Origin of the sequence: Bradyrhizobium cosmicum (assembly GCF_032290525.1) — a bacterium.
In the GTDB taxonomy this organism is placed as follows: Bacteria; Pseudomonadota; Alphaproteobacteria; order Rhizobiales; family Xanthobacteraceae; genus Bradyrhizobium; species Bradyrhizobium cosmicum_A.
Genome location: NZ_JASXTA010000006.1, coordinates 180,738 through 195,169 on the forward strand (window position 1 = coordinate 180,738; position 14,432 = coordinate 195,169).

Sequence of the window (14,432 nt, forward strand, 5' to 3'; positions counted from 1 at the left end):
CAATGGATTCCGGGCTCGTGCTCCGCACGCCCCGGAATGACAACAAAAATGGGAAGGCCGCAGATGACCGCCATCAAGCCGTTTCGCATCGCCATCAGCGACGACGTCCTCTCCGACCTCAAATCACGCCTCGCCCGCACGCGCTGGCCCGAGGCGGAGCTTGTCGACGATTGGAGCCAGGGCGCGCCGCTGACATGGATCCGGGAGATCTGCGCGTACTGGGCCGATGGTTATGACTGGCGCGCCCGCGAGGCAAAGCTCAATCGCTTCGATCAGTTCACCACCGAGATCGACGGGCTCGACGTCCACTTCATCCATGTGCGGTCGAAGGAGCCGTCGGCGCTACCGCTGATCATCACCCATGGCTGGCCGGGGTCGATCGTGGAATTCCAGAAGGTGATCGCGCCGCTGGTCGATCCTGCCGCGCATGGCGGCAATCCCGCGGACGCGTTTCACGTGATCTGCCCGTCGCTGCCCGGCTTCGGCTTCTCAGGCAAGCCGACCACCACCGGCTGGGGCGTCGATCGCATCGCCGCGACCTGGGCGAAGCTGATGGACCGGCTCGGCTATGCGCGCTACGGCGCGCAAGGCGGCGACTGGGGTTCGGCGGTGACGACCTCGCTCGGCGCGCAGGACGCCGAGCATTGCGCCGGCATTCACATCACGCTCGCCTTCAACGCGGCGCCGAGGGTCGAGGGCGAGCCGACGCCGGAAGAGAAGCGCGCGCTTGCCGGCCTCAAGCATTATGTCGATCTCGACTCCGGCTATTCCAAGCAGCAATCAACCCGGCCGCAGACGCTCGGTTACGGCCTGACGGATTCGCCGAGCGGTCAGGCAGCCTGGATCCTGGAAAAGTTCTGGGCCTGGACCGATTGCGATGGCCATCCCGAGAACATTTTTAGCAAGGACGAACTGCTCGACAACGTCATGCTCTATTGGGCGACGGAGACCGCGACATCGTCCGCGCGGCTCTATTGGGAAAGCTTCGGCAAGCGCCGGACGACCCCCAAAGTCAGTGTGCCGACCGGGGTCGCCGTGTTCCCTAAGGAGATCATCACACCGGTGCGGCGCTGGATGGAGCCGAACTTTTCCAACATCACGCATTGGAGCGAGATGGAGAAGGGCGGCCATTTCGCCGCATTCGAGCAGCCGGAGCTGTATGTGGACGAGGTCAGGACGTTTTTCCGCACTGTGCGCTGAGACGTATTCTCCGTCATGCCCGGGCTTGTCCCGGGCATCCACGCCCTTAAACTCAGGCCAAACAAGAACGTGGATGGCTGGGACGATCCCGGCCATCACGATGCCGGGAAACGACCATGCTCACCGAAGCCTCAACCTACGACGAGCTCTATCGCAACTTCCGCTGGGACGTTCCGGCCCGCTTCAACATGGCGGAGGCCTGCTGCGATCGCCACGCCGACGGCACCGGCCGGCTCGCGCTGGTCTATGTCGACGAGAACGGCGCCACCACGCGCACCTCCTTCGACGAGGTCGCCGAGATGTCGCGCCGCCTCGCCAACGTGCTGAAGGCGGATGGGCTCAGCCGCGGCAACCGCGTCGCGGTGTTCCTGTCGCAGTCGCTGGAGCTGCCGATCGTGCATATGGCGGCGTTCCGCTCGGCGATGATCTCGATCCCGCTGTTCGCACTGTTCGGCGAGGACGCGCTGGAATTCCGTCTGTCAAATTCGCAGGCCAAGGCCATCGTCACCGACGAAGGCGGCTGGGAGAAGCTCGCCAAGATCCGCGATCGTCTGCCGGATTTGAAGAAAGTCTACGTCGTCGGCGAGCGGGCGCCAGCGGGCACGACATCGTTCTGGGTTGCGGTCAAGGCCGCTTCGCCCGACTTCGCGAGCGTTGACACCTCGGCCGATGATCCCGCGCTGATCATCTACACCTCAGGCACCACGGGCAATCCGAAGGGCGCGCTGCATGCGCATCGCGTCGTGCTCGGTCACCTGCCCAATGTCGAGATGTGCCACAACTTCCTGCCGCGGCCCGGCGATCTGATGTGGACGCCGGCGGACTGGGCCTGGATCGGCGGTCTCGTCAATGGCCTGTTCGCGTTCTGGTATCATGGCATTCCGCTGGTCGGCCACCGCGCGCGAAAATTCGAGCCGCAGGCGGCGATGCAGATGATGGCCGATCTCGGCGTCCGCAACGTCTTCCTGCCGCCGACCGCCCTGAAGCTGATGCGGCAGGCCGGTGTGAAGCATACGGGCGTCAAGCTGCGTAGCATCTTTACCGGCGGCGAATCCCTCGGTGGCGAACTGCTGGGCTGGGTGCGCGAGACCTTCGGCATCGACGCGCACGAAGTGTTCGGCCAGACCGAGTGCAATCTCGTGATCGGCAGTAATTCAAACCTGTTTCCGATCCGTCCCGGCTCGATGGGCAAGGCGACGCCGGGCTTTGACGTCCGCATCGTCAACGACAAGGGCGAGAAGCTGCCGAGGGGACAGCGTGGCATCATCGGCGTGCGCCAGCCGTGTCCTTGCACGATGCTCGAATACTGGCGCAATCCCGAGGCGACGGCGAAGAAATATGCCGGCGAGTTTTTGCTCACCGGCGATCTCGGCGTTCAGGACGAGGACGGCTATTTCTGGTACGTCAGCCGCGAGGACGACGTCATCACCACCGCCGGCTACCGCGTCGGCCCCTCCGAGATCGAGCACACGCTGATGAAGCATCCCTCGGTGGCGATGGCGGCAGTGGTCGGCATTCCCGATCCGATCCGCACCGAGTCGATCAAGGCGTGGATCGTGCTCCGTCCGGGCTTTGCCGCTAGCGACGCGCTCGCGCGCGAGATCCAGGAGTTCGTCAAGGTGCAGCTCGCTGCCCACGAATATCCGCGCTTCGTGGAGTTCGCCGAGACCTTGCCGATGACCGCGACCGGCAAGGTGTTGCGGCGCGAGCTGCGGGCGAGGGGTTAGCTTCTTACGATGCCAAAGACGTCCCAAGCCGCGGGGCTTCACCGCGCTTCACTTGCGAAGCTGCACGATCTGGATGCGGCGCTGGAGCTCATGTATTACGGCTGGCGCGGGATGACGCTCGAGGCCGATGAATATCTTGCGAAGCAAGGCCTGTCGCGTCCGCACCATCGTATCCTTTACGTCGTGGCGCGCCGGCCCGACATCGCGATCGGCGCGCTGATCGATGTTCTCGGCATCTCCAAGCAGGCTCTGAACCGGCCGCTCCATCTGCTGCTGGAACGCAAGCTCCTGACCTCGAAGCGCTCGCCCGAGCAGCATCGCTCAAAATTGTTGCGCCTGACTGAAGCTGGGCGACGTGTCGAGCAGAAGGCATCGGATCACGAGCGCAAGGTCATGCGCGAGGCGTTCGATCGCGTCGGGGCGCCGGGTGCTGAAGCATGGACGACCGTCATGAAAGCGATCGCCGACAACAATTGACGTCACGTCAAGTCAACATGGTTGACATTAGTGGCGAGCTTTGCCACTTTCCCGCCAACGAGCCAGGGAGGGCTTCGCCATGAGCGGACAGAGGATGGATCGCGCCGTCGCCGAACGCTTTGTCGCGGCCTGGCGCGCGAACTGGTGCAGGGTCGACATCGACGCGGTGGTCGCGCATTTTGCCGACGACGCGCAGATGCGCAGTCCTCTGGCGCTGACGCTGACCGGTTCTCCCGTCGTCGCCGGGGCCGAGAACATCCGGGCCTACTGGCGGAAGGCCTACGGCCACATCGAAAGCGCCGACCTCAGGATCCTGAGCTGGAGCTGGGACGAGGTGATCGCGCGGCTGACGGTGTGGCGGCAACTCGGCGACACGCGCGCCAGCGAGTTCATGGATTTCAACGCTGCCGGCCGCGTGGTCCGCAGCGAGGCCTTTTACGGGAAATAGCGATGCGCCTTTCGGATGTCGTTCTGCTCCTCAATGCGCTCTGGTTCGGCGGCGCGTTCATCCAGTTCAGCATCGCGCAAGCCAACACGCTGAAGATATTGCTGCCGCGGGAAGAGCGCGGCAATCCGATCGCGCCGACCCTGGCGGCCAGCGTGGCGTTTCTGGGCGGGATCAACCTGCCGATCGGGCTGTTGTCGTTCTACCTTCTGGCCGCGCGTCCGGCTTTCTTCCAGCCCGTCGAAGCGCAGCTTGCGCTGTTCCTGTTCTTCGCCGCCTGCCATTTCAGCCAGTTCGTCTACAACGTTCCGGTGCTGATGCGCGGCGGACGCGTCGGCGTGGCCTACTGGCCGGTGTTGAAAGGCCCGATGCTCCGGATCTTCGTCATCGACGCAGTCCTGTTCGCGGCCAATCTCGGCGTCGCGTTTCTGCTCGCGTCGTCGTCCTGACGTCATCGCGGCGGCGCCGACAGGACTGACCGCAGCATCGCGGCAAGATCCTTCCGCCGGAACGGCTTTGTCAGAATCCGCGCGTCGCCGACCCCGTCGGGCGTCTTGACGGTATTTTGGGTGTAGCCCGAGGTGAAGAGCACCCGGAGCTCCGGCCGCAAGCGAAGAGCTTGTCTTGCAAGCTCAGGCCCGAACATGCCGCCGGGCATCACGACGTCGGTGAACAGCAGGTGGATATCTCCCGGTTGGCGCAGCAATTCCAGCGCTGCGGGACCGTTCGATCGCGTGATGACGTTGTAGCCGAGCGCCTTCAGCTCGTTCTCGACATAGGCGCGCACCATGTCGTCGTCCTCCACGACCAGAATGGTCTCGCTGCCGTCGGGTGCGGTGATCTGCTCCGCGGACGACGACTGCTCGGACGGCGGCGTTGCAAGGCGGGGAAAGAATAGCCTGACCACGCTACCGTGCCCCGGCTCGGAGTGCATCTGCACCAGGCCGCCTGATTGTCGCACGAAGCCGTAGACCATGCTGAGGCCGAGCCCGGTCCCCTTGCCGACCTCCTTGGTTGTGAAGAACGGCTCGAAGGCGCGGCTCGCGACTTCGGCGGTCATGCCGGTGCCGGTGTCGGTCACGGCCACCATGACGTAGTCGCCGGGCCGCGGCTCGCCGTTGACGTCCAGGTCGGAGTCGCCGAGCGAGGTGTTGCGCGCCTCAACCGTCAGCTTGCCGCCATCAGGCAGAGCGTCGCGCGCGTTGAGCACGAGGTTGAGCAGGGCAGTTGTCAGCTGGCCGGGATCGACGCTGGCCATCCACAGATCCGGCTCGAGCGCGAAGGTGCACTCGATGTGCCCGCCCAGGGTCCTGCGCAGCAACGCCTCCATGTCGCGAACCTTCCCGGCGATGTCGAGGTCTCGCGGCCGGAGCGGCTGCTTGCGCGCGAAGGCGAGCGGGCTCTGCGTCAGATCGGAGCCGCGCTCGGCGGCGGTCGCGATGTCGCCACGATCCGATGCAGTTCCTTGTTGCCCGCCAGACAGTCGGCGAGATGCTCGGCATTGCCGAGAATGACGGTCAGGAGATTGTTGAAATCATGCGCCACGCCGCCGGTGAGCTGGCCCATCGCCTCCATCTTCTGGGATTGGCTGAGCTTCTGGCTGAGGTCCGCGATCGCAGCGCGTTGCTGCTGGAGCGACTCGGCGGTGTCGTTGAGCAGCGTCATCAGCCCGCCGAGCTCGCCGCGCGGATGGGGAGGTGGAATTCGTGCGTTGAGGTCGCCGAGCCCGAGCGTCTTCGCCATCGCGGCGAGCCGGCCAACCTGGCGCCCGACGCTCACGGTCGCGAGAGCCCAGACACCCGCGAGCAGCAGCAGCGAGGCCACCGCGAGGATCGCCATGTCCTCGTAAAGCCGGCGGTTCGCCGCCGCGACCAAACCGTCCTTGGATCGTCCGACCAGGATATAGAGGCCGGCATCGCGGGTCGATGGCGAGCGGGCCGCGGCCCAGACCTGGGTGCGGCCCTCGCGATCGATCACTTCCTGGAACGGCTTCCGATCGGGAGCTGCAGCAAAGCGCAGCAGTTCCGATCCCGCGATCGACGCGCCCACGGGCTCGGTCCAGCTTCCGCCTGAGGGCGCGACGAGAACCGTGCCCTTGCCGTCGATGAGCAGGATCTCCTTCTCGGCGAGCAGCCGCTTGTGGTGATGCTCCGCGAATTTGCGCAGGTTGAACGACGCGAGCAGGATCAATTTCAGCGCGCCCGCGTCCGATCGCACCGGATATGCGATCTGGAGCACCGAGATTCCGGTGAGCCGGCCGAACACCGGCTCGAGCACGACGTTGCGCGAGACCAGGGCCTGCTTGAAATAGGCGCGGTCCCTGAGATCGAGGGTGCGATTGGTCCGCAGCGAATCGCAGAACAGGCTTCCGTCCGGGTCGATGGTCAGGATTCCCGTGAACTGCGGGTATTCCTCGCGCACATCAGACAGAAACGCCGAGCACGCCGCCTTGTCGCGCGTGTCGAGGTCGCGGGCGCGGGCGAGACCATAGTGAAGCTGGGCGGTGCCTTGGATCTTTTCGTCCAGATCGCTTGCGATGTTGTCCGCCGACGCCGCCAGATTGGCCAGGGCTGCGTCGATTTCGCTGCTCCGGTTCTGCACGAAACGTAGGCCGACGAGGATCGCCGGCACCAGCATGGCGGCGATGACGAGTATCAGTAGCCGGGTACGCAGGCTCATCGGTCGGATGGTCCAGTCTGGTCGTTGCGTGTGCTGGTTCGAAGCCACAATCTGCGGCACCACCCTCGACTCAGTCCATAGCCATCGCGCCGAAAAAGCCTCCGTGGGGAAAGATTTCGAGGCGCCCGCACCGCGAATCAGTTCTGGAAAGGTTTGCCCACGAGGTCCTGCTGGCCTGTGTCGAGGCTCCCCGGACACCGTCGCCCTGCAATCAACTCGCGCCTGCGCCGCCGTGACCGTGATGCTGCTGATCGTGTCGGCGCGGCCGTATTTTCTGGGAACTGATCGTGACGTTGCCGGGGCATGCGACATGGCGTCTCTACCGGCGGCTGGGTGGTGGCGGTCCGTAAGCGGGAGCCGGACGCAACGGCCTATTCGCCCGTTGCCAGACGGCGAGCGCCGGATGAGGTGAGTTCGAGTTCGCCGAGGCGCCTGATCGCATAGCCGAGGTCCGTCAGGCGCTCGCCGTGCGCCTGCGGAATCTCGCCTTGCGCCTTGCCCTTGCCGACCTCGGTTAACGACGCAAATTCATCCGCGCCGAGGATCGTGGTGCTGTCCGTCATCAGGCGACCTCGTCGGTCCATACCTTGAAATTGAGCAGCTTATTCGGGCCGAAGGTCTGGGTGATGGGGACGTCTGCGGCATCGCGCCCCTGCGCGATCAGCACGCGGCCGATCCGCGGCGTGTTGTTGCGCGGATCGAACATGTGCCAGCCTCCACCGAGATAAGCCTCGAACCATCCGGCGAAGTCTCCCGCGGCCCAGGGCTTCGGCGTGCCGATGTCGCTGAGATAGCCGGTGCAGTAGCGCGCCGGGATGTTCATGCAGCGGCAGAACGTGATGGCAAGATGAGCATAGTCGCGGCACACACCCTTGCCTTCGTCGTAGGCTTCCCGGGCCGTCTTGGTCGCACGCGCGTGCTCATAGCCGAACGTGATGTGGCGATGAACGAAATCGCAGATCGCCTGGACGCGCGCCCAGCCCGGCGGCGTCTGCTCGAACAGCTTCCATGCGATATCGGTCAGGCGATCGGTCTCGCAGTAGCGACTGCCGAGCAGATACACGAGCGTATCAGCCGGCAGTGCTTCGACAGCGTGCTGAAACGCGCTCGGAAACGCAGCGTCGGGCAGGCCGCTATCGCGAACGACGCCATCGCCGGCAAGGCGGAAGTTGCCGGCCGGCGCCACGATGCGGCTGCACCAATTGCCAAAGAGGTCGCGATAGGGACTGATGGCCACCGAGGGACTGGTGGTAAGCAGGTCCGGCACGACGACGTCTGAGGCGCGCGTGAAATGCGTGCCCAACACCATGATCATGGGCGTCGGCTGCGGGAATTCGTACAGCATCTCGAACCCGACGCGGAGCTTCATACGAATAACTTTCCCTTGGCTGAGCTCCTCACATGGCTACGAAGCGCTCGAACACAAGGCTCAATCGGCTTATTCGACCGAGACGGGCATTTGACGCTTCAAAAGCGCGGCGCGGGTGAGAAAACGATAGCTTATTGCAATGATTGCGCGCACGGTGCGGCAATGTCGGAAAGACCGGTCGACTCTGCGCGCACGCAGCGCCACTACACGCGTGTGACGTGAAACGGTTCATTTCTCGCGCCGGCGGAGCCGACTCATCGCGACGTCACAGCGGCGATCGTTGTGCATATTGTTCGCGCCAGCGGGTGAGTCGGACGCGGCACGCTCGTGCAGCAGATGTCCGAAAAAATTCCAGCGCGGGTCGATATGAAATCGAACGCCAACCGAAAGCGCCTGATGCAAATTCTCTCCCCACGGCACGTCAAGACAGATGAAGCGGTTCGGCTCGGCGTCGAGTCGGGCTGGTACGCGATCAAGGTCAGTGGGACCTTTGTCTCGGGGCCGCATGACTCGGAAGCGGATTGCAATCGCAAGATCAACGAGATCAATCCGCCGCCGGTCAAGAAAAAGCGATAGGGGCGCAGATTTCGCCCGCTATGGCGTTTTGATTCCCATCGCCTTCAGCGCCGCCAGCATCTGCGCTGGCGGTGACATTTTGATCTGAGGCGCCTTGCCCGTTTCGAGCAGGCTCTTCAGCCCCGACAGGATTGCGGGCCAGCCGCTGCGTCCGCCGGAGAGGATATCGTCGCTGAGCTCGCGGTCGTGACGCTCGCTCATGGTGAGGCGGACGGCTTCGCCGGCTTGCTCGATCTCGTAGGTGACGAGCGTGGCGCCGAGCTTGGCCACGAGATCTGGCCAGTTGACGTTCCAGGTCACCGTCAGCCTTCGCGGCGGATCGTATTCGAACACTTCGCCGGAGATGTGCTCCGAACCGTCAGGCGCGCGCACGATGAAGCTGCCGCCGAGCCTCTGTTCCATCTCTACCGCAAAACCGGAGAAGTACTTCCGGCTGAACTCGGCCGAGGTCAGCGCTTCCCACACCTTCTCCGGCGTCGAGGCGATGTAGATCGTGTAGACCGTGAGCGGCTTGAACTGGTCGAGGTTCATCACTCAAATCCCTTGATGCCCAGCGCGGCCGGCGGGATCGCCGGCGCCTTGCCGGTTTCGAGCAGGCTCTTGAGCCCCGAAAGGATCGCAGGCCAGCCCCTAGAGATGCCGTCGAGCAGTTCGCTGCCTGCCGCGAAGCCTTCATGCGTGACCGTCAGCTTCACGAGATCGCCGTACGCCTCGATGGTAAAGACGACCTTGGTCGGCGGTTCGTTCCGCATGTTCTCCATCAATTCGTGCTTGAAAGTATAGGCGAGCCGCCGCGGCGGGTCGGCCTCCAAAATCTCGCCGGTATCGGTGGTCGTGCCGCTCATCACCAATGCGAAGGGCGAGCCGACCTTCCAGTCGGAGCGGACCTCGGTATCGAACCAGTATTGCCGAGTGAACGCGCTGTCGGTCAGCGCCTGCCACAATTTTTCCGGTGTGGTCTCGATATAGGTGACATAGACGAATTCCGGCTTACTCATCGCGCTTCTCCAGCTGGCGTTTCAACTCGCTGAGCGCGGCGAGCTTGCCGCGCTCGAATTTCCTGATCCAGCGTTCGCCGATCTGATGGATCGGCACTGGATTGAGGTAGTGCAGCTTCTCGCGGCCCTGCCTGACGATGGTGACCAGATCGGCTTCTTCGAGAATGACAAGATGCTTGGTCACCGCCTGGCGGGTCATCGACAGGCCCTCGCAGAGTTCGTTCAGCGTCTGGCCGTTTTTGGCGTGAAGCCTGTCCAGCAGCGATCGTCGCGATGCGTCGGCGAGCGCTTTGAAGACCTCATCCATGGCGGTGATAATAGGCAACCAAATAGTTGCATGTCAAGTGTAAGGTCGTGACTTCCGTTCCCGCCTTTGCCATGCATTAATGTCGCCAAACCGTCTTCAGCGAGTCCTCGCCATGATGTCCATGCAAGCCTATCTCGCCTTCGTCGCCGCCTGTATCGCGCTGGCGCTGCTGCCGGGGCCGATCGTCACGCTCGTCATTGCCAACGGATTGCGCCACGGCACGCGCGCCGCGCTCACCAATGTCGCGGGCGCCCAAGTGGGCCTCGCCATCGTCATCGGCATCGTCGCAGTTGGCCTGACCTCGCTGATGGCGACCATGGGCTACTGGTTCGACTGGGTGCGCTTTGCCGGCGCCGCCTATCTGGTCTGGCTCGGCATCAGGCTGATCTGGGCGCCGGTCGAGGGCGTCAATGTCGACGAGCCGCCGGCGCCGCCGCGCGGCGGTTTCTTCCTGCAAGGCTTTCTGGTGTTGCTGTCGAACCCGAAGGTGCTGGTGTTCTTCGGCGCTTTCATTCCGCAATTCATGGACATGGACCAACCGCACTTTCCGCAAGTCGCGCTGCTCGGCGCCACTTTCATGGTCACTGCTGTGATGACCGATGCGCTCTATGCCATCGCGGCCGGTCGTGCCCGAAAATTCTTCTCGGCCCGCCGGACGCGGCTGATGTCGCGCATCTCCGGCGGTTTCATGATCGGCGGCGGCATCTGGCTGGCGCTGACAAGGGCGAAATAACCGCTCGTACCGGTTCGCGCTTGAACCCTTCGCGGCGGCGATGCGTCCAATTGGGCATTGCCGCTGACGAAGGAATTTGGCCGTGCCCGATCTGCCCTGGTTCGTCTATGCGATGCTGCTGGCGCCGCTCGGGCTCGTCCTGGTTGCCGCAATCGTCAAAACCTGGCAGGTGCGCGAGGCCCGCAGCTGGCCGCAAGTGCCGGGCAAGGTCGTCACCTCGGTCGCTGAGTTGCGCGACGTCAAGGTTTTCGACGACGATCGCGAGGGCGGCTCTCGCCTCGAGAGCCGCAATTTCGCGAAAGTGACTTACGAATATTCGGTCGGCGGCCGCAAGATGCGCAACAGCCGCATCTCGATCGGCGAGGACCTCGGCAATTTCGAGGTCGCCGAGAAGCTGGCAAAGTATCCGGCCGGCAGCATCGTCACCGTCTACTACAATCCGCGGCATCCCGATCAGGCGGTGCTGGAACGCGATCTGCCCAGGGGCCTGTGGGGCTGCCTCGGCATCGGTACGGCAATCGTGCTTGGCATCGTGCTCGGCTCGGCGTTCGGCCTCAATCAGAGCTATGCTTATCTCGCCCACCACGTCGGCCGGCCTGATCTCGCCGGTCTCGTCGTCGGCTTCGGCGCGTTCGGACTCGTCATCGCGCTGATGGCGTATGCGATGCGGCGGCAGGCGTCGATGGCGATGCGCTGGCCAATCGTGCCGGGCACGATCAAGCTGTCGGAAATCGAGCAATATCATGAGGCCAGCGAGCCGGGCGAGGCGCGCGGCAGCGAGATGTTCGGCAAGCGCGTGACCTATACCTACCTCTATCAGAACGTCAGCTACACCAATGAATGCGCGCGCGTCGCGGCGGGAACGCCGTCGGCGTCTGACCAGATGTTGAAGAAGCTGATGTCGCGCTACCCGGACGGCGCGACCGTCAAGGTGCGCGTCAATCCCGACAACCCGGCCGAGGCAACGCTCGATGCAAGCCGCGGCGGCCGCGTCGCCTTTGTGCTGTGGGGCATCGCCGCGATTTTTGCCGCGCTCGCACTGTTCGTCGCAACGCGCGGCAGCTAAACCGGCCTCGCCGCCATCAGCTCCACCTCGATCTCCGCAAAGATCCTCGCCAGCCGCTCGGCCCATTGCTGCTCGCCGGACTGGTCGGCGATCAGGTCCTGCCGGATTTCGATGCCGGTGTTGACGAGGTCGCGCGCTTCGCCGTGGACGGGGATGGTGTAGTCGCTGAGGTCGCTCACCGCATAAGGCTCGTTGTCGCCGACGACGAGATCGCCCTCGGCGCGGAGGTGTTTCAAAAGGAGCTGCGGCAGCACGGTGTCGCGATTGTAGAGCGCGCCGATGTGCCAGGGCCGCGCGACCCCGGCATAGACCGGCGTGAAGCTGTGCAACGAGACCAGCACCGTTGGCCGCCTGTCGCGCAGGCGGCGGTCGATCGCCGCGTCGATGCGGCGATGATAGGGCTCGAAAATCTCGCGTCGCCGTGCCGCACGCTCGCCCTCGGAGATTCCCTCGTTGCGCGGAATCGCCGTCGCCTCCGAGATCACCGGGATCGAGCTCGCGACGCCGGGCGAGCGGTTGCAATCGATCACGAGCCGCGAATAACGCTGCGCGATCAGATGCGCATCGAGCATCTCGGCGAGGCGATCAGCGACGCCTGCAATGCCGATATCCCAGGCGATATGCCTGGCGAGCTCGTCCTTCGCGACGCCGAGCTCGCCGAGCGCGCGTGGCAGGATGCGCCCGTAATGATCCGAGGTGAGCAGGAACGGCGATGCTCCTGCCGCATTCACCTCATGCACTGGCGGAAGGTCGCCCTCGCCGAGGAGTTGATCGGCCGCCTCGGCTGTGTCTAAAGCCATCCTGATTGCCTATGGAAAGAGCAGTTACCCCCAGAATTGGGCAGAATCGCTATAGATTGATCCGCCCAATGTCACCATGATTGTCTCACGATGCCGCTGCTCACGATTCACCACAAGACCGAATATCGCTACAACCGTCCCGTGGCGTTCGGCGAACACAAGATCATGCTGCGTCCGCGCGACGGGCACGATCTGCGCGTGCTCGACTCCCAGCTCGATATCTCGCCCAAGCCGATGTCGCTGCACTGGATTCACGACGTGTTCGGCAATTCGGTCGCGATCGCCAATTTCGACGAGCGTGCGGAGACGCTGAGCTTCGAGTGGCGCGTCACCGTCGACCACAATCCGGTGGAGGAATTCGCGCTCACGCCGGATGATCCCGCCTACTTCTATCCCTTCGTCTATGACGACGAGGAATTTCCCGATCTCGTCCAGTACATCACGCCGCAATACACCGATCCCGGTGGCGAGATCGCGGAGTGGGCGCGGGGCTTCCTCGACGAGGATGCGCCGACGCCGACTTTCAAGATCCTGAGCGCCATGACGCACGGTATCCGCAAGCAGTTCAAGTACCGCAAGCGCCACGAGCTGGGCACCCAGCATCCACTCGACACCCTGCAGTCGGGCACGGGCACCTGCCGGGACTATGCGCTGTTCATGATCGAGGCACTGCGCCATCTCGGAATCGCCGCGCGGTTCGTCTCCGGCTACATCTTCGTCCCCGAGGACATCGCGCAGCGCCATGCCGGCGGCGGCTCGACCCATGCCTGGGTGCAGGTCTATCTGCCGAGCGCGGGCTGGATCGAGTTCGATCCGACCAACGGCATCGTCGGCACGCGCGATCTCATCCGCGTCGCGGTCGCCCGCGACCCGCGCCAGGCGATCCCGCTGCACGGCGTCTATATCGGCCCCCAGGGCGCCTTCGATGTCATGGAGGTGAGCATCAGGGTGGTCTCGGACGAGCAACCCAGCGGCGAGGAGCTGGAAGCGGAGGTTCTGTGAATCCGCGCTGCGATTTGCACGCTGCCGATTGGCGGTTATAGAGGGCCATGAGCCCCGATCGTCTTTTCGTCTATGGCACCCTGATGCGCGGCTTCGACCATCCGATGGCGCGGCTGCTGGCGAGCCATGCGGATTTTCTCGGTGAGGCCACCTGCCGCGGCCGGCTCGTCCTAGTGAAGCACTATCCGGGATTGCTGCTCTCCGAGGCGCCCTCCGACCTCGTGCATGGCGAGCTCTTTCGCATGCACGTGCCCGACGAGCTCTTGCGCGAGCTCGACATGTACGAGGCCTGCGGCGAGGGCTTTCCGGAGCCGACCGAATATCTGCGCGAGCTGGTCGACGTGACCTTGCCGGATGGCACATCGGACAAGGCCTGGACCTACCTCTACAACTGGCCCGTCACCGAGCTGCCGCGCATCGCGTCGGGCCGCTTCCTCGATCACTAGGCCGACAGCACTTCCTTCACGAGGCGCACATCGACCTCGCGCTCCACATAGGTCCACTCCTCGGTCCGCCTGAGCATCGCCACCAGTTCCTCGAACAGCGAGGCGTGCGCGGGCGCGTATTCGAACCAGGTCAGGAAGTCGAACGGACCGCCGAGGTCGCGGCAATGATAGAGCTGCCGGGCGATGGCGGGCAGGAAGCGCAGGCTGCTCGCGATGTGATGCGATTTGTCCTCGAAGATTTTTCGGCGCTCTTCCTGCGTCAGCTCCCACCAGGCCTGCGACTTGCGGATCGGGATCAGCGCCGCGCACGTCGCCTCCAGCCGGCCGAGGCCGGCCTGAACGGCCACCAGCTGCTGCTTCTCGGCGCGCTCGGTGTAGCGCAAGCTGCTCGCGACGCCGACCAGCCGCCAGGCGTTGCGCGAGGGCACCAGCGGCAATGAGACCGCCTCGCTGTCGGTGACCGACAGCGCCGGCATGAAGGGCAGGGGCTCGCCCGTCACGGGCGAGATCGAGGTGACGCGCCAGCCCCCGCTCTGACCGCCTCGAAAGATCCTGAACATGCCCTATCGAAGCGTGGAACCGGGCGCGGTTCAAGCTTTCCGTCGAA

17 protein-coding genes and 1 pseudogene are annotated in these 14,432 nt (G+C 64.2%); 10 read left to right on the forward strand and 8 right to left on the reverse strand.

What is annotated here, in order from left to right; all coding sequences use genetic code 11:
* Positions 1 to 63: 63 nt before the first annotated feature.
* The 5 genes from QSV46_RS13540 (at position 64) to QSV46_RS13560 (ending at position 4,298) form a co-directional block, all read left to right on the forward strand.
* Positions 64 to 1,200, forward strand: a complete 1,137-nt coding sequence (locus QSV46_RS13540; protein ID WP_314951553.1) for an epoxide hydrolase — start codon at positions 64 to 66, stop codon at positions 1,198 to 1,200.
* 116 nt (positions 1,201 to 1,316) lie between these two features.
* The gene (locus tag QSV46_RS13545) at positions 1,317 to 2,927 is read left to right on the forward strand and encodes an acyl-CoA synthetase (RefSeq protein ID WP_314951555.1); all 1,611 of its coding nucleotides are present in this window, start codon (positions 1,317 to 1,319) and stop codon (positions 2,925 to 2,927) included.
* 9 nt (positions 2,928 to 2,936) lie between these two features.
* Entirely contained in the window at positions 2,937 to 3,404 is a 468-nt protein-coding gene (locus QSV46_RS13550; RefSeq protein ID WP_314951558.1) for a MarR family winged helix-turn-helix transcriptional regulator, read from the forward strand.
* Positions 3,405 to 3,483: 79 nt separating this feature from the next.
* Positions 3,484 to 3,852, forward strand: a complete 369-nt coding sequence (locus QSV46_RS13555; RefSeq protein WP_314951561.1) for a nuclear transport factor 2 family protein — start codon at positions 3,484 to 3,486, stop codon at positions 3,850 to 3,852.
* Between the two features lie 2 nt (positions 3,853 to 3,854).
* Positions 3,855 to 4,298 (forward strand): hypothetical protein, encoded by a 444-nt coding sequence (locus tag QSV46_RS13560; RefSeq protein ID WP_314951563.1) that lies wholly within the window; start codon positions 3,855 to 3,857, stop codon positions 4,296 to 4,298.
* Between the two features lie 2 nt (positions 4,299 to 4,300).
* Here QSV46_RS13560 and QSV46_RS13565 read toward each other — a convergent pair.
* The 3 genes and pseudogenes from QSV46_RS13565 to QSV46_RS13575 all read right to left on the reverse strand — a co-directional run bounded on the left by QSV46_RS13565 (position 4,301) and on the right by QSV46_RS13575 (position 7,897).
* Positions 4,301 to 6,528 (reverse strand): annotated as a pseudogene (locus QSV46_RS13565) (ATP-binding protein).
* Between the two features lie 371 nt (positions 6,529 to 6,899).
* On the reverse strand, positions 6,900 to 7,091 hold the full coding sequence (locus tag QSV46_RS13570) for a hypothetical protein (RefSeq protein ID WP_314951565.1): 192 nt from the start codon (positions 7,089 to 7,091) through the stop codon (positions 6,900 to 6,902).
* Entirely contained in the window at positions 7,091 to 7,897 is an 807-nt protein-coding gene (locus QSV46_RS13575) for a transglutaminase family protein (RefSeq protein WP_314951568.1), read from the reverse strand. The genes QSV46_RS13570 and QSV46_RS13575 overlap by 1 nt, the downstream gene beginning before the upstream one ends.
* Positions 7,898 to 8,263: 366 nt before the next feature.
* Here QSV46_RS13575 and QSV46_RS13580 point away from each other — a divergent pair, with 366 nt between their 5' ends.
* On the forward strand, positions 8,264 to 8,473 hold the full coding sequence (locus QSV46_RS13580) for a hypothetical protein (RefSeq protein ID WP_314952001.1): 210 nt from the start codon (positions 8,264 to 8,266) through the stop codon (positions 8,471 to 8,473).
* 18 nt (positions 8,474 to 8,491) lie between these two features.
* Here the strand turns inward: QSV46_RS13580 and QSV46_RS13585 are convergent, their stop codons facing one another.
* The 3 genes from QSV46_RS13585 to QSV46_RS13595 are packed head-to-tail and all read right to left on the reverse strand — an operon-like array spanning position 8,492 to position 9,778.
* Positions 8,492 to 9,004 carry an SRPBCC family protein gene (locus QSV46_RS13585; protein WP_314951571.1) on the reverse strand — a complete coding sequence of 171 codons (513 nt, stop codon included), beginning with the start codon at positions 9,002 to 9,004 and terminating at the stop codon, positions 8,492 to 8,494.
* Positions 9,004 to 9,471: an SRPBCC family protein gene (locus tag QSV46_RS13590; protein WP_314951573.1), complete on the reverse strand. Its 468-nt coding sequence runs from the start codon at positions 9,469 to 9,471 to the stop codon at positions 9,004 to 9,006. The genes QSV46_RS13585 and QSV46_RS13590 overlap by 1 nt, the downstream gene beginning before the upstream one ends.
* On the reverse strand, positions 9,464 to 9,778 hold the full coding sequence (locus QSV46_RS13595; protein WP_314952003.1) for a helix-turn-helix domain-containing protein: 315 nt from the start codon (positions 9,776 to 9,778) through the stop codon (positions 9,464 to 9,466). Before QSV46_RS13595 ends, QSV46_RS13590 begins: the two co-directional genes overlap by 8 nt.
* A gap of 112 nt (positions 9,779 to 9,890) precedes the next feature.
* Here QSV46_RS13595 and QSV46_RS13600 point away from each other — a divergent pair, with 112 nt between their 5' ends.
* Both QSV46_RS13600 and QSV46_RS13605 read left to right on the forward strand, forming a co-directional pair.
* On the forward strand, positions 9,891 to 10,511 hold the full coding sequence (locus QSV46_RS13600; protein ID WP_314951577.1) for a LysE family translocator: 621 nt from the start codon (positions 9,891 to 9,893) through the stop codon (positions 10,509 to 10,511).
* Positions 10,512 to 10,593: 82 nt separating this feature from the next.
* A complete protein-coding gene (locus QSV46_RS13605; RefSeq protein WP_314951580.1) occupies positions 10,594 to 11,577 on the forward strand; it encodes a DUF3592 domain-containing protein in 984 nt (327 codons plus the stop codon).
* Here QSV46_RS13605 and QSV46_RS13610 read toward each other — a convergent pair.
* Positions 11,574 to 12,377, reverse strand: coding sequence for an N-formylglutamate amidohydrolase (locus QSV46_RS13610; protein WP_314951582.1), 804 nt, complete (start codon positions 12,375 to 12,377; stop codon positions 11,574 to 11,576). The genes QSV46_RS13605 and QSV46_RS13610 overlap by 4 nt on opposite strands.
* Before the next feature lie 90 nt (positions 12,378 to 12,467).
* Between QSV46_RS13610 and QSV46_RS13615 the strand changes: the two genes are divergently transcribed.
* On the forward strand, positions 12,468 to 13,379 hold the full coding sequence (locus QSV46_RS13615; RefSeq protein ID WP_314951585.1) for a transglutaminase family protein: 912 nt from the start codon (positions 12,468 to 12,470) through the stop codon (positions 13,377 to 13,379).
* 47 nt (positions 13,380 to 13,426) lie between these two features.
* Positions 13,427 to 13,825, forward strand: coding sequence for a gamma-glutamylcyclotransferase family protein (locus QSV46_RS13620; protein ID WP_314951588.1), 399 nt, complete (start codon positions 13,427 to 13,429; stop codon positions 13,823 to 13,825).
* Here the strand turns inward: QSV46_RS13620 and QSV46_RS13625 are convergent.
* A complete protein-coding gene (locus tag QSV46_RS13625) occupies positions 13,822 to 14,385 on the reverse strand; it encodes a chlorite dismutase family protein (protein ID WP_314951590.1) in 564 nt (187 codons plus the stop codon). The two genes, QSV46_RS13620 and QSV46_RS13625, sit on opposite strands and share 4 nt — an antisense overlap.
* Positions 14,386 to 14,432 lie beyond the last annotated feature (47 nt).